General features: G+C 66.3%; 20 protein-coding genes, 3 tRNA genes and 1 pseudogene. 16 read left to right on the forward strand and 8 right to left on the reverse strand.

The annotated features are described in order from the left end of the window. Positions 1-59: 59 nt before the first annotated feature. Complete coding sequence (locus ACZYZ9_RS08210; protein WP_463825980.1) at positions 60-2435, reverse strand: lysylphosphatidylglycerol synthase transmembrane domain-containing protein; 2376 nt, start codon at positions 2433-2435, stop codon at positions 60-62. A 234-nt stretch (positions 2436-2669) separates the two neighbouring features. Here ACZYZ9_RS08210 and galT point away from each other — a divergent pair, with 234 nt between their 5' ends. Both galT and ACZYZ9_RS08220 read left to right on the forward strand, forming a co-directional pair. Further along, positions 2670-3689, forward strand: a complete 1020-nt coding sequence (galT, locus tag ACZYZ9_RS08215; RefSeq protein WP_463825981.1) for a galactose-1-phosphate uridylyltransferase — start codon at positions 2670-2672, stop codon at positions 3687-3689. Continuing rightward, positions 3686-4777 carry a galactokinase gene (locus tag ACZYZ9_RS08220; RefSeq protein WP_463825745.1) on the forward strand — a complete coding sequence of 364 codons (1092 nt, stop codon included), beginning with the start codon at positions 3686-3688 and terminating at the stop codon, positions 4775-4777. The genes galT and ACZYZ9_RS08220 overlap by 4 nt, the downstream gene beginning before the upstream one ends. A 146-nt stretch (positions 4778-4923) precedes the next feature. Here the strand turns inward: ACZYZ9_RS08220 and ACZYZ9_RS08225 are convergent, their stop codons facing one another. The 4 genes from ACZYZ9_RS08225 to recC are packed head-to-tail and all read right to left on the reverse strand — an operon-like array spanning position 4924 to position 13964. Continuing rightward, the gene (locus tag ACZYZ9_RS08225; RefSeq protein WP_463825746.1) at positions 4924-5628 is read right to left on the reverse strand and encodes a TVP38/TMEM64 family protein; all 705 of its coding nucleotides are present in this window, start codon (positions 5626-5628) and stop codon (positions 4924-4926) included. A 16-nt stretch (positions 5629-5644) separates the two neighbouring features. Further along, a complete protein-coding gene (recD, locus tag ACZYZ9_RS08230) occupies positions 5645-7390 on the reverse strand; it encodes an exodeoxyribonuclease V subunit alpha (protein WP_463825747.1) in 1746 nt (581 codons plus the stop codon). Further along, positions 7387-10692 carry an exodeoxyribonuclease V subunit beta gene (gene recB / locus ACZYZ9_RS08235; protein ID WP_463825748.1) on the reverse strand — a complete coding sequence of 1102 codons (3306 nt, stop codon included), beginning with the start codon at positions 10690-10692 and terminating at the stop codon, positions 7387-7389. The genes recD and recB overlap by 4 nt, the downstream gene beginning before the upstream one ends. Further along, complete coding sequence (recC, locus tag ACZYZ9_RS08240) at positions 10692-13964, reverse strand: exodeoxyribonuclease V subunit gamma (RefSeq protein ID WP_463825749.1); 3273 nt, start codon at positions 13962-13964, stop codon at positions 10692-10694. The genes recB and recC overlap by 1 nt, the downstream gene beginning before the upstream one ends. A 219-nt stretch (positions 13965-14183) precedes the next feature. Here recC and ACZYZ9_RS08245 point away from each other — a divergent pair, with 219 nt between their 5' ends. The 4 genes from ACZYZ9_RS08245 (at position 14184) to ACZYZ9_RS08260 (ending at position 16593) form a co-directional block, all read left to right on the forward strand. Then, entirely contained in the window at positions 14184-14699 is a 516-nt protein-coding gene (locus ACZYZ9_RS08245; protein WP_463825751.1) for a nitroreductase family protein, read from the forward strand. A gap of 79 nt (positions 14700-14778) precedes the next feature. Continuing rightward, positions 14779-15045 (forward strand): hypothetical protein, encoded by a 267-nt coding sequence (locus ACZYZ9_RS08250; RefSeq protein ID WP_463825982.1) that lies wholly within the window; start codon positions 14779-14781, stop codon positions 15043-15045. A 41-nt stretch (positions 15046-15086) separates the two neighbouring features. Beyond that, positions 15087-15542: a cyanase gene (gene cynS / locus ACZYZ9_RS08255; RefSeq protein WP_463825752.1), complete on the forward strand. Its 456-nt coding sequence runs from the start codon at positions 15087-15089 to the stop codon at positions 15540-15542. Position 15543: 1 nt separating this feature from the next. Next, a complete protein-coding gene (locus tag ACZYZ9_RS08260) occupies positions 15544-16593 on the forward strand; it encodes a patatin-like phospholipase family protein (RefSeq protein ID WP_463825753.1) in 1050 nt (349 codons plus the stop codon). Positions 16594-16601: 8 nt separating this feature from the next. Here ACZYZ9_RS08260 and ACZYZ9_RS08265 read toward each other — a convergent pair whose 3' ends face one another. From ACZYZ9_RS08265 to ACZYZ9_RS08275, 3 genes and pseudogenes are all read right to left on the reverse strand, one after another. Then, on the reverse strand, positions 16602-17297 hold the full coding sequence (locus ACZYZ9_RS08265) for a crotonase/enoyl-CoA hydratase family protein (protein WP_463825983.1): 696 nt from the start codon (positions 17295-17297) through the stop codon (positions 16602-16604). Between the two features lie 36 nt (positions 17298-17333). Then, positions 17334-18166: pseudogene (locus ACZYZ9_RS08270) on the reverse strand (hypothetical protein); the annotation flags it as partial. Positions 18167-18283: 117 nt separating this feature from the next. Continuing rightward, the gene (locus ACZYZ9_RS08275; RefSeq protein ID WP_463825754.1) at positions 18284-19000 is read right to left on the reverse strand and encodes an MBL fold metallo-hydrolase; all 717 of its coding nucleotides are present in this window, start codon (positions 18998-19000) and stop codon (positions 18284-18286) included. A gap of 174 nt (positions 19001-19174) precedes the next feature. Between ACZYZ9_RS08275 and ACZYZ9_RS08280 the strand changes: the two genes are divergently transcribed. The 10 genes from ACZYZ9_RS08280 to rplK all read left to right on the forward strand — a co-directional run bounded on the left by ACZYZ9_RS08280 (position 19175) and on the right by rplK (position 23000). Continuing rightward, positions 19175-19247, forward strand: a tRNA-Thr gene (locus ACZYZ9_RS08280). A gap of 37 nt (positions 19248-19284) precedes the next feature. Further along, positions 19285-19358: transfer RNA gene (locus tag ACZYZ9_RS08285), tRNA-Met, on the forward strand. Between the two features lie 45 nt (positions 19359-19403). After that, complete coding sequence (gene rpmG / locus ACZYZ9_RS08290) at positions 19404-19571, forward strand: 50S ribosomal protein L33 (RefSeq protein WP_036352522.1); 168 nt, start codon at positions 19404-19406, stop codon at positions 19569-19571. 54 nt (positions 19572-19625) lie between these two features. Continuing rightward, on the forward strand, positions 19626-20105 hold the full coding sequence (hadA, locus tag ACZYZ9_RS08295) for a (3R)-hydroxyacyl-ACP dehydratase subunit HadA (RefSeq protein WP_463825755.1): 480 nt from the start codon (positions 19626-19628) through the stop codon (positions 20103-20105). Next, positions 20092-20520 carry a (3R)-hydroxyacyl-ACP dehydratase subunit HadB gene (hadB, locus tag ACZYZ9_RS08300; RefSeq protein WP_463825756.1) on the forward strand — a complete coding sequence of 143 codons (429 nt, stop codon included), beginning with the start codon at positions 20092-20094 and terminating at the stop codon, positions 20518-20520. Before hadA ends, hadB begins: the two co-directional genes overlap by 14 nt. A gap of 3 nt (positions 20521-20523) precedes the next feature. Further along, positions 20524-21024: a (3R)-hydroxyacyl-ACP dehydratase subunit HadC gene (hadC, locus tag ACZYZ9_RS08305; RefSeq protein ID WP_463825757.1), complete on the forward strand. Its 501-nt coding sequence runs from the start codon at positions 20524-20526 to the stop codon at positions 21022-21024. Positions 21025-21141: 117 nt separating this feature from the next. Then, a tRNA-Trp gene (locus ACZYZ9_RS08310) sits at positions 21142-21214 on the forward strand. 125 nt (positions 21215-21339) lie between these two features. Further along, positions 21340-21792 (forward strand): preprotein translocase subunit SecE, encoded by a 453-nt coding sequence (gene secE / locus ACZYZ9_RS08315; RefSeq protein WP_463825758.1) that lies wholly within the window; start codon positions 21340-21342, stop codon positions 21790-21792. Positions 21793-21817: 25 nt separating this feature from the next. Then, positions 21818-22528 (forward strand): transcription termination/antitermination protein NusG, encoded by a 711-nt coding sequence (gene nusG / locus ACZYZ9_RS08320; protein WP_463825759.1) that lies wholly within the window; start codon positions 21818-21820, stop codon positions 22526-22528. A gap of 40 nt (positions 22529-22568) precedes the next feature. Beyond that, positions 22569-23000, forward strand: a complete 432-nt coding sequence (gene rplK, locus ACZYZ9_RS08325; RefSeq protein ID WP_463825760.1) for a 50S ribosomal protein L11 — start codon at positions 22569-22571, stop codon at positions 22998-23000. Positions 23001-23065: the final 65 nt, after the last annotated feature.

Below are 23065 nucleotides of genomic sequence, written 5' to 3' on the forward strand. Positions count from 1 at the left end.
CTGTGCCCGGTGACGTTGCCTGAGATTATCTGTATGGCCGCGACTCGCAGCACCCGGCGTCAGACCATTTCATTCTTGGTGAGCCAGCGCATTACCGGCCACCCCACGAAAACCGGCAACCAACAGGTCAGCACCCGGTACAGCAACACCGACGGCACCCCGATAGCGGCAGGCACGCCGAAGGCGGCCAAGCCTCCGATCAGCGCCGCCTCGACGGCGCCGACGCCGCCCGGGGTGGGAGCTGCTGACGCCAGGGTGCCCCCGACCATCGTCACCACCGTGACGGTGACGAACGTGGTGCCGCCGCCGAATGCCTCGACGCTCGCCCACAGCGCCAGCGCAGCGCCGAGAGTTGTTCCCGCACTGCCTAAGACGATCAGCGACAGCCGCTTCGGCTCCTTGGCCAGCTCGACGAGGTCACCGGTCACTTCCGTGAGTTTCGGACGCAGTTCGGTGGACAACCACCGCCGCAAGTTGGGCACCAGCAGGAAGGTGCCGAGGATACCCAGCGCGACCCCGGCGATCAGGTAGAGCACCGTGGCGGTCGGAACGAAATGCGAGAGGTCGGTCGATGTTCCGGCAACGGCGCTGAACAAGATCAGCAGCGCGACGTGGACGATGACCTGCACCGACTGCTGCAGCGCCACTGCCGCGGTGGCCCGCAATGCAGTCAGGCCGCCCTTCTGCAGGAATCGGGTGCTCAGCGCCAGGCCACCGACACCGGCCGGGGTGGTGGTAGCCGCGAAAGTGTTGGCCACCTGCATGATTGACAAATTCCGGAAGCTGACGGCACCGTCCGCGCAAGCCCACAACGCACCGGCCGCGCCCACGTAGGTCAACGCCGAGACCGCCAGGCCGAGCAGCGCCCACGACCAGTTCGCGTGTCTCAATTCCGAGAAGAACGTCGGCACCGTGCTGATGAAGGGATACGCCACATAGACCAGGGCGCCGATCAGCACCAGTTGAATGACCTGGCTACGGCTGAACCTGGTGATCGTCTCGTCTTTGATCTGATCGGCACCTGTTTGGCGCTGCACCTCCGCTCGGGCCTCGGCAATGACCGTCTTCGCGTTAGCCACGGAACGCCGGATACGTTTCGGCACAGCTGATTTCGTCAAGCGCCGGGACGCGGTGAGGATGGTCTCGTTACCGAACGTATCGATGGCGGCGGCCACCGCTGAGCGGGCGTCGTACAACGCCGTCGTCGTCACCAGCAGGTGGGCGATGTCGGACTGCAGTTGGGCATCGGTCGCGCCGTACTCGGCGGCGCCGAACCCCCCGAACAATGCCTTGCCGTCGGCGACCGTGATCTCATTGCAGCGCAGGTCCCCGTGCGAGATCTGATGGTCGTTGAGGATGCGCAAGGATTCCCAGATGCTGCCGACCGGTGTCCGGCCGGCGCATTCCGCGAGCGGCACCCCCCGAACGGGCTCGTGGGCATACATCGTCCAGCCGCGGTCCAGAGCGGCCAGCGCGATCGTCGCGGTGTTCGCCACGCCGATGTCACTGATGGCGATCGCCATCAGGGCGCGATGCTCGACAGCGCGTCGCAGCGAGGTCTGCAGTGGTGCGGTCTCCGACCCGCGCAGCCGCAATTTCCACCACAGTTGACGCAGGGCACCGCCACTGCGCTGATGTGGCCCGTACAGTTCGACCGCGGCACGTGCCGCAGGCTCGGTGGCTTCGGCCGACAACACCAGCGGCCCCGGACCGCCGGGTCGGACCACCAGCAGCCGGGACGCCAGAAATCCGCGTTTGGCCATCGCGCGGACGGCGCCGTCCAGCGGGACCTCCAGCGCGGGGGTCCCGACGACCAGGACCACGAACGCGCCGACGAACCAGCCGACCGACAGCCCGACCACTGCACGCGCGGGGATGATGGCGCTGATGACGAGGTGGATCGGCACGAAAGCCAGCAGCAGCGTCCACCACCAGCGCCGCCAACGGGCGGGCAGCCACGGCCCGGACACGGTCAGTACCGCCGCAAGCATTGCGATCCAGCGCGGGTCGTCGAGGAACTGCGACGGCAGCGTGCTCAGCTTGTCGGTGAGGTCGAAGTGCCAGTTCGGCGCGGCGATGCGGTTGCTGCTGATCGACAGCGGCAGTACGGCCAGCAGCGCGGCGGCCCCGTACGCGCCGAGCAACTTCCACTGCCGCGACACGATCAGCCCGATCAGGATGATGAACGGCAACGCCAGGATGGCGATGCCGTACGCGAGGTACACCAGATCGGATTGGGTCTGCGTCAGCACCCCGACGATCTCGGAGATGGATTTCTCCAGCGCTATCCAGCGGGGGCGGGTGATCAGCGAACTGGTGATCACCCCGACGAGCGCGAGGGTCGCCAACCCCAGCCGGATGATGTCGTTGGTGCGCCGGGTCAGTGGTTGCAGCAAGCTGCCGGACACCGTGATGTCGCGCCCGTCGACTCGCATGTGCACGGGTCGTCCTTCGAGGTCCTTGGGATCGGTTCCGGCTGCCGTGTTCTACGACAACTTAGCCTGCGCCGTGCGCCGCAGCCGTTCCGATCCCCCTTTTGTTCTAGGGTCGGCGGTGGTGTCCATCGACTGCGGGAAGTCTGGAGTGTGAGCGAGCATCCGCTGTTCAGCGGCCAATTCGCAGCGACGCGGTGGGCGCTGGCCGACGGTCGTGAGCTGCTCTTCTTCGCGATGCCCGGCCACGTCCCCGCGCCGGTTCCGGATCGCCGGCCGCTACCCGAGCGCGACCCGGCGCCCTCGGAGCTGCGGTATGACCGGACCACCGGGCAATGGGTGATCATCGCTGCGCATCGCCAGGATCGGACCTACCGGCCGCCGGCCACGCAGTGTCCGCTGTGTCCGGGGCCGACGGGAATGACCAGTGAGGTGCCCGCCCCCGGATACGACGTCGTCGTCTTCGAGAACCGGTTTCCCAGCCTGGCCGGTACCGGCCTCATCAGCGACCCCGGCGACGACGCCTTCGTGTCCGCCGCACCCGCCGGGCGATGCGAAGTGATCTGCTTCTCGGCCGACCACACCGGCTCCTTCGCGGGTCTGGACATCGGGCACGCCCGCCTGGTGGTCGAGGCATGGCGGCACCGCACCGCCGACCTGCTGACCCGGCCCGGCGTTGCGCAGGTGTTCTGCTTCGAGAACCGCGGCGAGGAGATTGGTGTGACGCTGAGCCATCCGCACGGCCAGATCTACGCGTATCCGTATGTCACCCCGCGCACCGCCTTGATGCTGCAGCAGGCTCGTCGGCACCGGGCCCGCCACGGTTCCAACCTGTTTGCCGACCTGCTGGCCCGCGAGGTTGCCGACGGCGCCCGGGTCATCTCGCACGGGGAGTTGTTCACCGTTTTCGTGCCGTTCGCTGCGCGCTGGCCGGTGGAGGTACACATTTATCCGAATCGGTTGGTGCGCAACATCACTGAGCTGACCGGTGCGGAACTGGACGAGTTCGCGGTGACGTATCGTGACGTGTTGCGCAGGTTCGATCGGATGTATTCGTCACCGCTGCCCTACATGTCGGCGCTGCACCAGTACACCGATGCCCAGCGGGACGGCTATTTCCACGTCGAGCTCATGTCGATCCGGCGCAGCGCCGCCAAGTTGAAGTACCTGGCGTCCGCCGAGTCGGCGATGGATGCGTTCATCAGCGATGTCACCCCCGAAACGGTTGCCGCCCGCATGCGCGAGCTGGGTTCGTGAGCGTCCGTTACGCAGCGCCCGGGCGGGTCAACCTGATCGGCGAACACACCGACTACAACTTGGGTTTCGCGCTGCCGATAGCTTTGCCGCAGCGCACCGTCGCCACCTTCTCATCCGACCGCAGCGACGCAATCACCGTGCACAGTGATCGCGCCGACGAATCGGTGCGGATCAGGCTCGACACCGTGCCGGGTGAGGTGACTGGGTGGGCGGGCTATGTAGCCGGGGTGGTGTGGGCGCTGCGTCGGGCCGGCCACCGGGTACCGGGCGGAACGATGGCGATCAGCAGTGACGTCGAGATCGGATCTGGTCTGGCATCCTCTGCGGCGCTGGCGTGCGCGGCAGCGGGTGTCATCGACGCCGCCGCCGGTATCGGCCTGGAGCGGACCCTCCTGGCCAGGATGGCGCAGCGTGCCGAGAACGAATACGTTGGTGCGCCAACGGGTTTGCTCGACCAGTTGGCGGCGTTGTTCGGCAAGACGAAGAAAGCGTTGCTGATCGATTTCCAGACCACCACGGTCGAGTTGGTGCCTTTCGATCCGGACGCTGCCGATGTCGTTCTGCTGCTGCTGGATTCACGGGCCCGACACAGTCATGCCGGCGGGGAGTATGCGACACGACGAACCTCCTGTGAGCGGGCGGCTGCCGCTTTGGGCGTTGCCTCGTTGCGTGACGCGCAGGACCGCGGGCCGGCGGCACTGAGTGCGATCGCCGATCCGGTCGACGCCCGCCGCGCCCGGCATGTCCTGACCGAAAATCAACGGGTGCTGGATTTCGTTGCCGCGCTGCAAGATTCGGATATGGTTGCGGCCGGTCGAATCATGACCGCGTCACACGCCTCCATGCGCGACGATTTCGGCATCACCACCGGGCACATCGATCTGCTCGCCGACACCGCAGTGGCTGCCGGCGCGCTGGGTGCCAGGATGACCGGAGGCGGGTTCGGGGGAAGCGTGATCGCCCTGGTACCGGCGGATCGAACGACTGCCGTCGCATCGGCGGTACGACGGGCGGCGTCTGATGCCGGTTACGAGGAGCCGACGATCTGTTCGACGAGTGCTGCCGACGGGGCGTCCGTGTGTCAATGAGTGAGCGCGCCGGACTGCGGGCCCGCTCGGGCCGCTATTGAGGGCGGACGTGCGCATGGTCTGTCTTGACCCATAGGTCCGGCCACGGAGGTCGTAAATGAGGATCCGGCGAACCTGTTCGTCTCCGCGCAGCGCCGCTGAGTGGATCATTGCGGATCCTCAGCGGCGCGGGTATGCCCGCGCCAGTGCCGGTACCCGCGGCGCGCCGCGAACGCACCGATGATGGCGGTCACACACCACACGCCTATCGCCGCGTAGGCCAGCGTCGAGGACCGGTCGCGGATCGAGGCACCGAGCGCGGTGTAGACGAAGGCGCGGGGCGCCGATCCGATGAATGAGCCGATCGCCATCTGCCACAACGGAACTCCGAATGCACCGAACGTGTAAGAGGCGAGGGCGTCGGAGATGCCCGGAACGAATCGCTGGCCGACAACCGCCCACAGTCCGCGCCGCTCGATCAGCGCGTCGATGCGGTCGGCCCGGCGGGCACCCAGCAACCCGCGGGCGCTGTCCCGGCCGGCCCGGCGCCCGATCCGGCTCGCGACGATCGCAGTGCCCACCGACGCGCCCAGCGTCACGAAGATGCCGACCACCGGACCGAACAGCAGCCCGCTGCCGGCGGCCAGCACCGATCCCGGCACGAACAATGCACCCAGCATTGCCGACACCGGCACGTACACCAGCGGCGCCAACGGGCCCGTCGTCGCGACCGCCCGCCGCACCGCGTCGATATCGATCACGCGCGCGATGGCTGTCAAGTAGAACATCGCGAATAGGAAACCGAGCAGCAACACCAGTTTGACGATGTGGCGGCGACGCGAGTTGGGGACTACTTCGTCACTGTGGACCATGGTGTCTGCGTAGCCGCTAGGTGGCCCGCAGCCGAAGCGCCAACCCACTGGCCCGCACTGCGCGCCGCTCGATGGCGGCACGAACCGTGGCCTCGCCGCCGACTACCCGCACCTTCTTCTTGGCGCGCGTGACCGCGGTGTAGAACAGCTCCCGGGTGAGCAGCCGCGAATCCTCCTGCGGCATCAGCACAGTCACCTCGTCGGCCTGGCTACCCTGGCTCTTGTGAATGGTCATGGCATGCAGAGTCTCGACGTCCGACAGCCTGCTGCTTGCGAAGTCGAGCAAACCGCCGGCGCCGGCGATGACGGCCCGTAGCTGGCCCTCGCTGTTCAGCACCGTCACCCCGATGTCGCCGTTGTACACGCCGAGCCCATAGTCATTGGCGGTGACGAGCACCGGCCGGCCGGGATACCACGACGACCAGATCGACTCGCCCGTCGCCTCGGCCAGCCAGCGTTCGACCTGACGGTTCCAGTGCGCGATCCCGAACGGCCCGCGCCGATGCGCACACAACAACCGATGCTCGTCAAGGGTCCGCAGCGCCGCCCGTGCATCGCCGAGCACGGCAGCCTGGCGCAACCGAACCGCGTGTGGCACCAGCACATTTCGCAGCCGCTCAGGAGCGTCGTCGGTGGCCAGCCACTCGATGTGATCCCCGCCCGCCCGGAGCACATCGATGGCGAGGTCGGCGTCACCCGACCGGATCGCCGACGCGAGCGCACCGATCGATTCACCGAACCGGTGCGATGTCTGCAACGCCGCCAGCGCGTGGTCGCGCGGGCCGAGCCCGTCGACCAGGTCGGCCAGTACCGCACCGGCTTCCACCGAGGCCAACTGATCCGGGTCACCCACCAGCAGCAGCCGCGCCTGCGGGCGCACCGACTCCAGCAGGCGCGCCATCATCGTCAGCGACACCATCGAGGTCTCGTCGACGACGATCACATCGTGGGGCAACCGGTTGCCGCGGTGATGCCGGAAACGCGACGAGGTATCGGGACGGCTACCCAACAGGCGGTGCAAGGTGGTTGCCCGCAGGCCCGAGACGCGTTGCCGGTCAGCAGCATCCAACTTGTCGATCTCCAGTTGCACCGCCTCGTTGAGCCGGGCGGCCGCCTTGCCCGTCGGTGCCGACAGAGCGATGCGCAGCCGCGGCCTGCCGTCCCGCTCCGCCTGTTCGGCGAACAGCGCCAGCAACCGGGCCACCGTGGTCGTCTTTCCCGTCCCCGGTCCTCCGGTGAGGACCGTGAGGCGCTGCCCGAGGGCAATGCGTGCGGCCGCCCGCTGTTCTTCGTAGCCGGACGGGAACAACCGCTCAATGCCGGGCGGATGTTGCGAACTGCGTGCGGCCAGCAGGGCAGTGAAGTCCTGGGCGACCTGCTGTTCCTCGCGCCAGTATCTGTCCAGATACAACAGACGGTCGTCGTAAACCCGTAGCGCCGTCGGACTTTGGGTCAGCGGGCTGGCCAGCACGGCCGCGATCATGTCGACTGCACTGGGCCAAGGCAGGTCGGGGACGCCCACCTGGGCTTCGACCGACGTCAGGTCGACACACACCGAGCCACCGCGCAGCGCCCGGACCGCCAACGCGATCGCCAGCGCGACGGACGGATTGGTTTCCCCCGACATCGTCGTGAGCCGTTGCGCCACATGGACATCCGCGGATTCGATGACGCCGGCGTCGTTGAAGGTGCGCAGCAGGCCGGTCGCGCTGACAGCCTGCCGACGGTCGGTGGGGTCGAGAATTTCCGACGGATTCGTCATGCCATCACCCTGCGTGCATCCAGCAGCTCGGACAACGCCGTCACCAGCGAAGCCGACGGCGCCCAACTGAACACCCCAGCCGGATGGCCGTCCATCACCGGCGTGGCGGGGCCACACATCCCGCGCACAAACAGATACAGCACGCCACCGAGATGCCGCTGCGGATCGTATCCCGGTTGCCGCCAGCGCAGAAACCGGTGCAGCACAACGCTGTACAGCAATGCCTGCAGCGGGTAATCGGAATGCAGCATTGCCGCGGCCATGCGCGTCGGCGTGTAGTCCGCGGCGGTCAGCGGTCGGTCCGGATCGCCCAACCAATTGGTTTTATAGTCGACGATCAGGTAGCGATGCCCCCCGCCGGCGGGGATGCGCAGCACGGCATCGATCGAACCACTCAGATATCCGCGCAGTGACTGCCCGCCCAGCGCTTCACCGCTGAGCCTGTCGGCATAGGAGGCCAGCGGATCATCGGCAGGAAGATGCGACCGCAGCAGCAGTCCGACATCGGAGAGCCGGATATCAGTCGCGGTGCCGCGACCATCGCCACCGGCCAGCGGAAACTCGAAATCCAACTCTCGCAACCGATCCGGCAGACCAATCTGCCGCAGCGTCAAACCGTCGGCCAGCGGACCCAGCGCAGTGTCATGCATCGGGACCAGGGCCGCAGCCAATTCACCGGTGGGCACCTCCACCGGCCACCACACCGAGTGCGTCTGGATCTGTGCCTCGAGCTCACCGGCGAGGTCGACCGCCAACGGATCGCTGGTTTCCAAGACCGCGTGCACCAGCGTGCCGAACCTGGCACCGGTGGGCAGCGCACCCATGGGTGAGGGCACCTCCGATGCGGGTGCCGCAGCAACGAGGGGGATGTCACCGGCTTCGTCATCGAGCTCGGTGGTCTCCGGTTCACTGCTCACACCCGTGGCTGCCGTCTTCTCGGCGACCCGGATGAGCCCCGAGTAAGAGGTACGCCGCCACGCGGTGTCGATCGGGCGATGAAAGTGCCGGATCCCAAGATCCGACGGCGGCGCCGGTTCGGACATCGTTGGGACCGAGGCGATCACGGATTCCTCCACGACCGGCCCGCCCGCGGTCTCCCATTCCTGCAGGCGGGCCCAGGCATCCTCGTCGCTGATCTTCGCGGGCGTGCAACGGTCCGGAACCACCGTTTCTCCGGGCCGCCGCCCGCGCAACAGCCGCGACAGACCACCGTTGGGTTCGTCGAACGCCGGCGACCACCAGGCCACCACCTGCGATTGGGCTCGGGTCATCGCGACGTAGGTCAACCGGCTGTCGTCGTTGGCAGCTTCCTTGCTGCCCAGCTGTTCGACGACGGGAAAATCCGGGCTGTCCCTGCCACCGACATGCAGACAGCGCACACCCTGGTCGTGGAACAACACCAGGTCGCGTTCCCGGATATTGCGATTGAACGCGAACGGCAGATACACCACCGGGTACTGCAGACCCTTGCTCACCCACACCGTCATGATCTGGACGGCGGCGGCATCGCTGTCGATCCGGCGTTTGCGTTCGCTGGCACCACCCCGCTCGTCACGCTGGTCGCGCAGCCAGTCCCGCAGTGCGGGCAGCGAATAGCGCTCGCGGTGGGCAATCTCCTGCAACAGTTGGGTCACGTGCGCCAGGTCGGTCATGTGCCGCTCACCACCATGCCACGACAGCACGCGGTCGCTCATGCCGTTGCGCTGCGCGGCCTCGAAGATCGCGGCGACGCCGCGCTCCCGTGCGTGGTCCGTCCACTCCCGCAGGGTGTCGGCCACCCGGTCGGTCAGCGCATCACCACCGGCAGCGAGATCGGCTGCCGTGTGACCGAAGAACATCGTCGCAGCGGCAGCGCGGACCACGCCGGGGCGGTGCGGCTGATCGAACGCCTCCAACAGGGACAACCAGTCGTCGGCGGCCGCCGAGCTGAACACGTCCGAGTCACCGGTGTACACCGCCTGGATGCCTGCCTCGGTCAGTGCGCGGTGACAGGCGCGGGCGTCCTTGTGCGTCTCGACAATCACCGCGACGTCGCGGGCCGCGATCGGCCGACCGTCATAGGTCGCCCCGCTCGCCAACAGCGCGCCGATGTCAGCGGCCAGATCGCGGCCGATGTGTTCCCGCAGGACGTCGATCGGCAGGTTCTGAACACCGCTGCGGCCCAGCGTGTTCCGTTGTACGACCCGAAGCCGGAACGGATCGTTCCTGGGGGCCCCGGCCAGACGGTGGCCCTGGTGATACGCCTGCACCTCGTGGACCACGATGGCGGGGTCACCGAGTTCGGCACCACCCAACACGGCCTGCAGGCGATCGACGAGCGCCCGGTCGCTGCGCCAGTTGGTGGCCAGCGTCCGTCTGTCGCCCGCCGTCCGTGCCGCACGAAGATAGGTGACGATGTCACCGCCACGGAAGGCGTAGATCGCCTGTTTCGGGTCGCCGATCAGGATCAGCGTGGACCGCCCGCTGAATGCACGTTCGAGTACCTGCCACTGCACCGGATCGGTGTCCTGGAACTCGTCGACCATGACGATGGGCCAGCGTTGGTGCATGCGGGCGCGGGCCGGTGACTCCTCGGCGTCCAGCGCCTCGGCCAACCGGCTGAGCAGGTCGTCGTAGCCGAGTATGCCGCGCCGCCGTTTGCGCTTCTCCAATTCGGCCAGCACATCTTTCGCGAAATCCACCCGCGATGCGGCCGGAGTGCCCGGCTGCGGGTCGAGCGGACGAAGCTGCGTGCACGGGTTGTTGACCACGTTGCGCGCAATGCGCAGTGCGTCGGAATAGGTCAGTGCGGGAGCATCGCGCACCCGACCGAAATGCGCCAGGTAGAGATCGTCGACGATCTCGGTGACCAGTTCGTCGAGGTCTTCGACCAGCGTGACACCCGCATCGGTATCGCCGGCTACCCCGAGCGATTTCAGTACCAGCTGGCAGAACTGATGGATGGTGGCGATGGTCGCTGCATCGAAGCCGGCCAGCGCGTCGCGCAGCCGTTGCTGGCGCTCGCGGCGCTCCTCCTCGCTGCCCTGCACCAGGTGTTGCACCAGTTCGTTGTCGCCGGCCGCCGGATCGTCGAAGGCCCGCAGCGCATCAACGATCTGGCAGCGAACGCGCTCGCGAAGTTCCAGGCTGGCCGCCCGGCCGAACGTGACAAGCAACATCTCATCGAGGGTGGCCCGGCCCTCGGCCAGATAGCGGGTGACCAAGCCGGCCAGCGCGAACGTCTTGCCGGTGCCGGCGCTGGCTTCCAGCACGGTGGTGGATCGCTCAGCGGGCAGCGGGCCCAAGAGATCGAATGCCTGCATCACCCCGGCGGCCTTTCCGCGCGCAGCATGGGCAGCCACACGCGAGCGGCGAAGGCGCCCAGGCGGTTGTCCTCGGCACCGCATTCCTCACCGGGCCGCAACGGTTGCATCAGCCGGGTCAGCGGCGCGTTCCTGCCCCAGGCTTGCACCTGAGCCGGCTCGTCCACCTCGTACTTCCACCGGTACCGGGCCGCTGTCACCGGGTCTTCGCGACTGAGACGGGCCGCCGCCCACGCGTAGGAAGTCTTGACCGGCAACGGAATCGGCTCCCGGCGCCCGGCATCGTAGATCGCGACCAGCTCCCGTAGCACCTCGACGGGCGCCACCTCCTGCGGGCGCCCCAAGCCCTCCTCCCGCGGGGTCGTCCCGCGCTTCGGCCGGCCGATGCACACCGCCGACCAGTCCCGGTCCGGTGCGTGAGCGAGCAGGGCCAACAACAGGATCCACGACTCGATCAGGTGCTTGCCACCGATTTTGGAATACCTCACCGGCACCAGCCGATCGCCGAACACCTGCGGCACCGTGCCGGTCAGGCGCCGGGAGCCGAGGTCGACGTCGATGTCGTAGGCCCTCGCGTCGCCGCGACGATAGCCGCGTGCTGCATCGGCCAGCAATGCCGCCTGGCCGCGGATCTCGGTCACCTTGCGCCAGCCGAGTTGCCCGGGCGGCAGGGTGCCGCGACGCCACTCCGCATTGCGCGCCTCGTCCGGTTCCATGCCGCCCAGGATGTCGTTCAGCATCCGGTCGCCGACCGTCCATGCCTCGAGATCGTCGATATCGACCGGCATCGCGTCCTGGACGCCGTCGACGTCCCACGGCAGCGTGTACACGAGCGCGCGGAAAAATCCTTTGACCGGATCTTTGAAGAAGTCGACCAGATCGGCCAGGACGACGTCAGCGGGTGGGGGTTGAGGCAGCGGTCCGTCGATGAACTTCGGTTGCGGGCCCCGTATTCCGGCGGCCGACCGGGCCGCCCGCAGCACGGTCGGATCGAAGCTGAACGGCACCCCGGCCACCAGTCGGCCCGGTTGCACATTGCGGACATCGAAGGGCTGCAGAGGATGTTCGACCACTATCCGAGAGCGGACCGGCGCGCTGGTCGTCATATCCAGGGTGTCGAGCAGTTCTGCCAGCGGCACCGCGGGCGGTCGGCGTTGACCCGAGTGTTCGTTGGCGCCGGTGTAGGTGATGACCAGATGGCTGGTCGCCGCGCCGATGGCATCGAGCAGCAGTTGACGGTCCTCGGAACGGATGTCGCGTTCGCCGGTCAACGGGCGGCGAGCCAGGACGTCGTCGCCGTCTACGACACCGAGTCGGGGGAACACGCCGTCATCCAGACCGACCAGGCAGATCACCCGGTGGGGGACCGAACGCATCGGCACCATGGTGCACACGGTCAGGGTGCCGGTCCGGAAGTTGGCGCGGGTGGGACGCCCGGCCAGGTGACGCTGCAGCAGTGCGCGGATGTCGGTGAGTTGCAGCGAGGTCTCCGACCGGTCGCCCGCGGTGCGAAGCACGTCGGCGAATTCGCTCTGCATCTGGTTGGTCTGCCAGGCGTCAGCATCCTCGGTGCGGGTCAGCAACGCTATGCCGCCGGACAGGGCGGCCAACCACTCCCGCAGTGGCCGGGTGCCGGTCAGCGAGTCGACCACGCGCTGCAACCGATCGATGAACTCGGCGAACTTGCCGACCAGTTCGGTGCGGTTGCTGCCGACATCGTCCAGCGGCAGCGTCGAATCGATCCAGGCGCGCGAAGCCTCGGACATCGCGACACCAGCCAGGATCCGGTCGACGCCGAACCGCCAAGTGTTGTGCACGAAGTCGACGCCGAACGGTCGGCGATGCTCCTGATCGAAACCCCACCGGATGTTGGACTGCCGCACCCAGCCGGTGATGTCCTCCAGATCGTCGTCGCCGAACCCGAACCGGGCGCGCACCGGAGCGGCCTGGGCGAGATTGAGGACCTCGCTGGCGGTGGCCCGGCCCCCGGCCAACGACAGCAATTCCGATGCGACGCCGAGCAGCGGATTCGTCTGCAGCAGAGAGCGGTCGGCGAGACGCACCCGCAGGCGGTGCGCGGGATGCAGATTGTCGACCACGTCACCGAGGCCGAAATCCGCGACGATCAACGGCGCATACGTCTCGATGTCAGGACACATCACCAGGATGTCGCGCGGCTCCAGCGTCGGGTCCTCAGCGAGCAGCCCGAGCAGCACCTCGCGCAACACGTCGATCTGGCGGGCCGGGCCGTGGCAGCTGTGCACCTGAACCGAGCGGTCGTCGTCGGCCAGCGTGCGACCTACCGGCCGGACAGCATTGGCGGCCAGATCGGCCTGTAGCCAACCGAGCAGCGTGGCCGGCCGGTCGGGACCGCTCAGCGCCTCATCGGTGGCGGGGTGTTCAGGCAGCCCGCGTTGCAGCTCGCGCTGATCCCGACCCAAGGTCGCCAGCAACGGGTGGCCGACCGTGCGGTGGCTGGTGTCCGCGCGCCGCGGTATCGCACCGTGCCGGCCGGCGAGGGACCGCCACAGCTCATCGCTGGGGTGTGGCAGCCACAGGTGCAGCTCGTGATGGGTGGCGACCGCCTCCAACAGTTCGATGTCGGTGCACGCCAGCCGGGTGTGCCCGAACAGAGACAACCGGGCTGGTAGATCGGCGGGACCGCCGTGCAGGCGAGCAAGCGTTGTGGCGTGCCGGACGTGCGGCGGATCGGCGGGAATGATCGCCACCAGGGCCCGCCACAGCTCGGGCTGCCAGGACAGATCATTCTCGAGGTCACCCACATCGCCGTCCAGCCAGTCGACGAGCAGACCGGGACGTTGCCGGGCGTAAGACGCGAAAAGCCCGGCCAGCCGGCGGGCGACCCCGTACCGGCGCCCCCGGCGCAACTCGGCCTCGTCGCCAACGTCGAAGTGACCCAGATGCTTTGCCAGAGTGCGACACCACGGCTGGTCCAGCGAGCAGTCGATCACCTGCAGGAGCGGCCAGGTCATCGCCTCCGGCGACCACGGGTCGCCGTCGGTGGTGCCGGTGAGTTCAGCGATCAGTGAAGCCGGGCTGCGGAAAGCGACCCCGGCGCACACGCCGTCGCCGCGATCCGGCCCCGCGCCCAACCGGTGGGACAGACGCTGACTCAACCAGCGTTCGACGCCGCGGGCCGGTACCAACACCAGGTCCTGGGCGAACGGGTCCGGCGGCGGCACAGTCAGCAGGGTGCCGAGACCGTCAGCAAGCAGATCGGTCCGTTCAGCCCGGTGAAGATGAAGCGCCATCGCGGGCCACCATAGACCGCCGCTGCGGCACTGCATGGTCGCGACCCGCTGCGCCCGGCTTCGCCGCGCTTGCGATCGCTCCGCGCTATCTGGTCGCGACCCGCTGCGCGCGGCTTCGCCGCGCTTGCGATCGCTCCGCGCTATCTGGTCGCGACCCGCTGCGCCCAGCTTCGCCGCGCTTGCGATCGCTGGGGGCGGCTCGCGTGGCAGCATGAGGTCATGGAGACCTGGGACGCCATCTGCGCGCGGCGAAATGTTCGTCAGTACACGAACGAGCCGGTGTCCGACACCGACCTGGACCGCATCGCCGAGGCCGGGTGGCGGGCCCCGTCGGCCAAGAACCGGCAGCCGTGGGACTTCGTCATCGTCACCGAACGCGCTGTGCTGCAAGAACTTTCGACCGTGTGGATGGGTGCCGGTCACATCGCATCGGCCGCGGCCCCCATCGTGCTCGTGGTGCCGGTTCCGCCGGACGAGCGCAGAAAAGTCATCGACCAGTACGACATGGGCCAGGCGACCATGGCGATGATGCTCGCGGCTACCGACCTGGGTATCGGCACCGGGCATTCATCGGTGGGGGACCAGGACAAAGCGCGGGCGATCCTGGGCGTTCCGGACGATCACCTCGTGGCGTTCATGCTCGGCATCGGATACCCCGCCGACCGGCCGCTGCGGCCCATCCGCAAACCGGACCGACGGCCGTTCGACGAGGTTGTCCATCGTGGCCGCTGGTGAGGCGACGGACCCGCAGCCGCGGACTCGGTCGCGCAGCACGACCGTCTGGAACGTCATCGGTTATCTGCTCTACGCCGCGATGGTGGCCGCCGGCCTGGTAGCCGTCTGGATCTCACTGTTCTTCGCTATGGCCACCGACGGCTGCCACGATTCTGCCTGCGACGCCAGCTACCACGTGTACCCGGCGATGCTGACCATGTGGATCGGAGTTCCCGTCGCACTACTGCTCACGCTGGTGGTCATGCTGGTGCAGTCGATCCGAGGCAAGATCGTGGTGGTCTGGCCGCTGCTCGGATTGCTGGCGCTGGGCGGCGTTTACCTGATGTCGCTGAAAATTTTGCACTGACCGGTCCCACGACCGGACATCGATACGGGCATGCTGGGGCCATGGACCGAAACGAGATCACCGAGCAGATCGTGATTGCCCGCCTGGCCAAAGGGGTGAGCTGGCAGCAGCTGGCCGACGCCATCGACAGACCGCTGCTGTGGACCACGTCGGCGCTGCTCGGTCAGCACCCCGTCCCGGCCGAACAGGGCAAAATCCTGGTCGAGATGCTGGGACTGGACGCGTCGGCCATACCGGTGCTGGCGGCACCCCCGATGCGCGGCGGACTGCCCACCGCCGTGCCGACCGATCCCACCATCTACCGCTTCTACGAAGCGCTTCAGGTCTACGGCGGCGCGCTGAAAGAGATCATTCACGAGCAGTTCGGCGACGGCATCATGAGCGCGATCAACTTCAGTGTCGACCTGCAGAAGAAGCCGCACCCGTCAGGTGACCGGGTGGTGGTGACGTTCGATGGGAAATTCCTTCCCTACCAATGGACTTCGGCGCACGATTGACATGGCCAACGAGAAGGTGGCCGACCAGCGGCCCAAGGCGGCGCGTCGCAAGCCCGTCGACCTGGTGTTGTCCGGTGGCGGCGTCAAAGGCGTCGGACTGGTCGGGGCCGTGGTCGCCCTGATGGACGCCGGATACGCGGTCAAACGGGTCTCCGGCGTCTCCGCCGGTTCGCTGGTCGGATCGATCCTGGCCGCTTCGTCCGTCGGCGACACACTGACCACCGACCAGCTCAAGGAGATCGCACTCACTCTGCCGTATCAGAAATTCCGCGACAGCGGACCGGTCGGGCATCTGCCGGTGGTCGGTCAGGCCTGGGGATTGCTACGCGAAAGTGGTTTGTATCGCGGCGATTTCGCGCATCAGTGGATCCGCAGCGAGCTGAAGAACCTGGGTGTGACGACGTTCGGCGACCTCGCCTTGACCGACCGGCAGATCAGTGCCGAGCGCCGCTACCGACTGGTCGTGACCGTCACCGACATCACCACCGGGCAGTTGGTGCGGCTGCCCTGGGACTACGAACGGCTGTACGGACTGGATCCCGACGAGCAACTGGTCGCCGACGCGGTGCGCGCGTCGATGTCGATTCCGTTCTACTTCCGCCCGGTCACGCTGACGAGCGCTGCCGGAGTCACCTCGACCCTGGTGGACGGCGGTGTGCTGTCGAACTTTCCGATCGACTCTTTCGACCGGCTCGACTGCAAGGCCCCGCGCTGGCCCACCTTCGGCGTCACGGTGGTGCCCAATCTGCCCGAAGGCAACGACCAGATGATTCCGGGCGTGAGCGCGTTGCGTCTACTGGGACCACCGTCGGTGTTGCTCGAGCAGTTGATCACCACCATGTTCGTCGGTCATGACCAGACCTACCTGAACCAGCCCTGGGTCAGTGCCCGCGCGATCCGCGTCGACTCGACCGCGGTCAACTTCCTGGACTTCGGCATCTCACGCCAGGACGCTGAAGCGTTGTACGACAAGGGATATCAGGCGGCCGAGAGGTTCCTGTCCACGTGGAACTGGGTGGAATACCTCGAAAAATTCCGGCAGTACCAGTAACGGGCGACCTACAGGCCGAATTCCTTTTCGATCCCGTCGATGCCGGCCCGGATCGCCTTGAGCGCGTCGGCCCGCGCGCGCAACTTGGTCGCGGCGTGCGCCGACTGGTGCAAGTGGGCGAACTCGTGTGCGGCTTCCTCGGCACGCGCGACCACCATGTCCGGCAACGCCATCTCGTCGATGAACCCGGCGGCCAGGGCCGTCTCCCCGAAGAACGTCTTGGCCAGGCCGGTGGCCTGCTGGTAAGCCGACCGGGTCAACCGAAGCTGCAGGACCTCCAGGGCCGCCCAGGGGATCACCATGCCGATAGCGACCTCATTGGCCTGAATGTTGTACGCGTGCGCGGCGATGCGGTGGTCACCGGAGCACAGCAGAAATGCGCCCATCGCGATCGCCGGACCGGTGCACGCCATCACCACCGGCTTGGGATAGGACAACAGCCGATACGACAATTCGAAGCCGCCGCGCAGCATGTCGATCGCTGGCTGCGCCTCGCCGGAGGTCAGCACCTTCAGGTCGAAACCGCCGCTGAACACCCGCTCGTTGCCGGTGATCACCAGGGCTTTGACGTTGTCGCTGTCGGCCTGGTCGATCGCGTCGTTGAGCGCCTGCTGCATGGTGGGACCCAGCGCGTTGACCTTGCCGTCGTCCATCCGGATGACCCCGATGCTCTCATCATGGGTGTAGACGACCGGACCGCTCATGGGTGACTCCTTCGCTGGGGCAACGGAGTCGATTGTTACACGCGTTGACTGCGGTGCTTGCCCAGCTCGTTCTCTGCGTCACCCCAGCGCAGGCTGACGTCTGTCGGCTCATCGAGCTGCCGGGTCCGCCACCTGTCCTGGGTCTCCTGCACGGCGCGGTTGATCCGATCGATCTCCCCGCGGAACACCTCGGGCCGCGTTTCCTTGCTCGCGTAGTGGAAGTACGTCAGCAAGGTGCGCAGCAACTCGAGCTTCTGCTTCTCCCGCTTCGCCAAGTCGTGTGTGGTCATCAATTCGATGCGCTGCACCGGCGGCAGGGCGTCCCAGTCCAGCACCACCCTGGTCTGCAGCGCGCGACGCGGGCGCTGCCAGAACTTCCAGCCACGTGGCTGCTCCGGCCGGTCGTAGTAGACCACCGTTCCTTCGAAGCGGGATTCGACACCATGGCCGATCTCGGCGCGGTCGAGCGCTGAATCCCACACCATCCGCCACTCCTGGCCGGGAGCCAGGGTAGGCAGTTCGCGCGGCAGCTGGAGCTCCACCACGTCGGCGTAGCCGTCGGAGGCATTCTCGTATTCCGCGACGGTGGGCGGGTTGGGGAAGTTGAACCGGATGTCGTACGCGGCGGTGCGCCCGAAGTTGCGCACCACCAACTCGATGACATGCCAGTCCGCGACATGCGGCTCCATCAGCATGGCGACATAGGGCCGGGTCTTTTCGGCGGCCAGCGCGCGATTGCGCTGCAGTTGCCGGTGGGTGAAGATCAGCGCGACGACGCCGAGCGCCAGGGCCGCCCAGGCAGCCCACGCCAACCAGGTACTGGACTCCACGTTCTCGAACCCGTGCCAGCTTCCTTGGACCCAACCCATGGAACCCGCCCTTCGCTCACCGGATGTAGCTGTGATGATCGTAGAGGGGCTTGCTGTGTATTGCTGCCAGACGTATCGACCGAGCGCAGAAGATTGTCCGTGTTCGCCGCTCGGCGCTCAGCCGCCCATCAACATGCGCCATTGATCCAGGTTGGCGGGCCGGTACACGTAGTTGGTGCGTTTGACCGTCGACAGCGATGCGCTGGGGTCGGCCGCGTACCAGTGCCCGGGAAACACCGTCGGGTCACCGGGCAGGCCGGCGAGTTGCTGCAGGCTGCGATACATCTCGTCGGAATCGCCGCCGGGGAAGTCGGTGCGACCGCACCCGTCCAGGAACAACGTGTCGCCGGCGACCAGCCGTCCGTCGAGCAGGAAGCACTGGCTGCCCGGGGTGTGTCCGGGCGTGTGCAACAGTTCGATGTCGATGTCGCCGACGCTGATCTTGTCGCGGTGCTCGTGCGTGGTCAGATCGCTCATCGGGATTCCGGTGATCCGCGAGACCCACACCGCCTCGTGGGTGTTGACGTGCACCGGCACGCTCACCCGCTCCAGTAACTCCGCCAGCCCTTTGAGTTCAAACCCCATCATGGAGCCGCCGACGTGGTCCGGGTGGTGATGCGTCACCAGGACACCGGACAGCTGCAGGCCGTCCGCTTCCAGCGCGTCGACCAGGTCGCCGGCGGCATACGCCGGGTCCACCACCACGCAGTCGCCCGTCTGGCGGTCGCCGATCAGGTAGGCGAAATTTCGCATCTGAGCCGCGATGGGGTCGCCGGCGGCAAAGTCGCGACCGGAGAGTAACTGGCGAAAATAAAGACGGTCCGAATCTGGCACGTCACCAGAGTATGGGGAGCGGGCAAGCGCGCTGAGTGCGGTGGCGGTCGCACCCGGCCGGGGGTCGCGGCCGGCGCTGTCCCAGCCCGGCGGTTTGGAGACGCTGTGGGCCAGGTTGTACCCTCTTTTAGGCCCTTGAGAGCGCACCGCACGACTGGTCGCTACGGGTGAACGGCCCCCTTAGCTCAGTCGGTAGAGCGTTTCCATGGTAAGGAAAAGGTCAACGGTTCGATTCCGTTAGGGGGCTCGGCGGACGCCGAGCAAGGCGGACGGCACGTACCAGAGGCGATGTAGCTCAGTCGGTTAGAGCGAACGACTCATAATCGTTAGGTCGCCGGTTCGAGTCCGGCCATCGCTACAAGACAACATTGGCACTTCGAGAGAGACCTGAGAGAACAAAGTCATGGCTTCCAGTACCGACGTCCGGCCCAAGATCACTTTGGCGTGCGAAGTGTGCAAGCACCGTAACTACATCACCAAGAAGAACCGCCGTAACGATCCGGACCGGTTGGAGCTGAAGAAGTTCTGCCCGAATTGCGGCAAGCATCAGGGGCACCGCGAGACGCGTTGACGCGTGCGGGGAATTTTCACACTGATCCGGAAGATTTAGGTAGGTTCAAGAGCCGTGCCCTTGAGCGCAGACATCGTCGGGATGCACTATCGCTACCCCGACCATTACGTGGTCGAGCGGGAGAAGATTCGCGAATACGCCAGCGCCGTCCAAAACGACGACCCGGTGTTCTTCGGTGAAGACGCGGCGGCCGAGTTGGGTTACTCCGGCCTGGCGGCTCCGCTGACGTTCATCTGTGTGTTTGGATACAAGGCGCAATCGGCATTCTTCGACCACGCCAACATCGCGATTTCGGACGAGAAGATCGTCCAGATCGACCAGATCCTGAAATTCCAGAAGCCGATTGTGGCGGGCGACACGCTGTACTGCGACGTGTACGTAGATTCGGTGCGTGAGTCGCACGGCACTCAGATCATCGTGACCAAGAACATCATCACCAACGACGCCGGCGAGACAGTGCAAGAGACCTACACAACCCTGGCCGGCCGCGCCGGTCAGGACGGAGAAGAGGGATTTTCTGATGGCTCTGCGTGAGTTCAGTTCGGTGCAGGTGGGTGACCAGCTCCCAGAGCGGATCTACCCGCTGACCCGCCAGGATCTGGTCAACTATGCCGGTGTCTCGGGTGACCTCAACCCGATTCACTGGGACGACGAGATCGCCAAGATGGTCGGGTTGGACACCGCGATCGCGCACGGCATGCTGACGATGGGCATCGGCGGCGGTTACGTCACGTCGTGGGTGGGAGATCCCGGTGCGGTTACCGAGTACAACGTGCGGTTCACCGCCATCGTCCCGGTTCCCAACGACGGCAAGGGCGCTGAGCTGGTGTTCAGCGGCCGGGTGAAGTCCGTCGACCCCGAGAGCAAGTCGGTGACCATCGCGCTGACCGCCACCACCGGTGGCAAGAAGATCTTCGGCCGGGCCATCGCCTCGGCGAAACTGGCGTAGCGGATGGCCCTCAAGACCGACATTCGTGGGATGACGTTCGAGTACCCCGACTACTTCGAGGTGGGCCGCGAGCAGGTTCGGCAGTTCGCACGGTCGACGAAGTGCGACACCCGGGCCAATTTCGACGAGGACGCGGCCGCCGAGCTCGGCTACGACGCGATTCTGGCCCCGCTGACCTTCGTATCGATCCTGGCGAAACTGATCCAGGACGATTTCTTCCGCAACGTCGACGTGGGTTTTGAGACGATGCAGATCGTGCAGGTCGACCAGAGATTCGTCTACCACAAGCAGATCAAGGTCGGCGACAAGCTGTACGGCAGCCTGCGCGTCGAATCCGTCAACGAACGTTTCGGTGCCGACATCGTCGTCACGAAGAACTTCTGCCACAACCAGGACGGCGACCTGGTGCTGGAGGCGTTTACGACCCTGATGGGGCACGAGGGGGACAACTCCATCCAGCTCAAGTGGGACAAGGAAACCGGGCAGGTCGTCCGGACCGCGTAATTAGTATCTGGGACCTGCGTCGATGTACACTCGGACCTCGGGTTTTCCCATCACAAGCGCGCTGTCCGTCGGTTCGCAGTACCGCACGGGGAGCGCGCGAGTTGTGTAAGCCCGTAAAGGGGCGTAGCTCAACTGGCAGAGCAGCGGTCTCCAAAACCGCAGGTTGCAGGTTCAAGTCCTGTCGCCCCTGCTGAGGCCGGCCCGGCTGGAGCGAGGAGCCGGACCGCAGGTGTGCCGTGCCATGGTGGACACTGGAACAGTGACCCGTCGAACAGGTACGGCGCGCGGAATAGTTGACGAACGAAGGAGCACGCGGTGAGCGACGAAGGCGACGTTGCCGACGACGCCGCAGGCGACGGTGGTGCCGTGGTGACCAAGGCCGCGGCGCGGCCACAGCGGCCCACGGGCAAGCGGTCCCGGGTGCGCCCGGTGGAGGCCGACGACGACGACTCGACCAAGGTGGAGCTGTCCAAAGAGCCGGCCAAGAAAGACGTGGCCAAGAAAGACTCGTCGAAGACAGCCAAGGGCAAGTCGGCTCAGCAGACCAAGGCCAAGAAGCCGAAGACCGCCACATCGGTCAACCCGTTCGTGTTCGTCTACAACTACATCAAGCAGGTTGTGGCCGAGATGCGAAAGGTCATCTGGCCCAATCGCAAGCAGATGATCACCTACACCTCGGTGGTGTTGATCTTCCTGGCCTTCATGGTTGCGCTGGTAGGCGGTACCGACCTGGGTCTGAGCAAGCTCGTGCTGCTGGTGTTCGGCTGAGAAGTAATAGAGAGGACTCAATACCGTGACTACCTTCGACGGTGACACGTCCGCGGGTGAAGCGGTCGACGTGCAAGAGGCCCCGGAAGTTGTAGAGACTCCTGCGGAAGACGTCGATCCGGCTGCCGCGCTCAAGAAAGAGCTGCGCGCCAAGCCCGGCGACTGGTACGTGATCCACTCGTACGCGGGCTACGAGAACAAGGTGAAAGCCAATCTCGAGACCCGGGTGCAGAACCTCGACGTCGGCGACTACATCTTCCAGGTGGAAGTGCCCACCGAAGAGGTCACCGAGATCAAGAATGGCCAGCGCAAGCAGGTCAACCGCAAAGTGTTGCCCGGCTACATCCTGGTGCGCATGGATCTGACCGACGACTCGTGGGCAGCGGTGCGCAACACCCCGGGCGTGACCGGGTTCGTCGGCGCGACGTCGCGTCCGTCGGCGCTCGCGCTGGACGACGTGGTGAAGTTCCTGTTGCCGCCGGGGTCGGCCAAAAAGGCCGCCAAGGGCGCGGCGAGCACCGCCGCGGCGACAGAGACCGGTGGGCTGGAACGTCCCGTTGTCGAGGTCGACTACGAAGTCGGCGAATCGGTGACAGTGATGGACGGCCCGTTCGCCACGCTGCCGGCCACCATCAACGAGGTCAACGCCGAACAGCAGAAGCTCAAGGTGCTGGTCTCCATCTTCGGCCGGGAAACGCCGGTGGAACTGACCTTCAGCCAGGTCTCCAAGATCTAGCCCGCTGGGCAGACAATTCAGGAAGGAACGAAGACAACTCATGGCCCCGAAGAAGAAGAAAGTCGTCGGGCTGATCAAGCTGCAGATCACGGCGGGTCAGGCGAATCCCGCACCCCCGGTCGGCCCCGCGCTCGGTCAGCACGGCGTCAACATCATGGAGTTCTGCAAGGCGTACAACGCCGCGACCGAGAATCAACGCGGCAACGTGATCCCGGTGGAGATCACGGTCTACGAAGACCGCAGTTTCACCTTCGCGTTGAAGACGCCGCCCGCCGCCAAGCTGCTGCTCAAGGCCGCCGGCGTGCAGAAAGGCTCGGCCGAACCGCACAAGACCAAGGTCGCCAAGGTCACCTGGGACCAGGTGCGCGAGATCGCCGAGACCAAGAAGACCGACCTCAACGCCAACGACGTCGACGCCGCGGCCAAGATCATCGCCGGCACCGCCCGGTCGATGGGTATCACGGTCGAGTAGGTACACATCAGGACGCGTGGGAGGGCCAGCTTCGGCCCGATCAACCACGAACCCAACACAGATTG

Source organism: Mycobacterium sp. IDUB_28, from assembly GCF_055419285.1.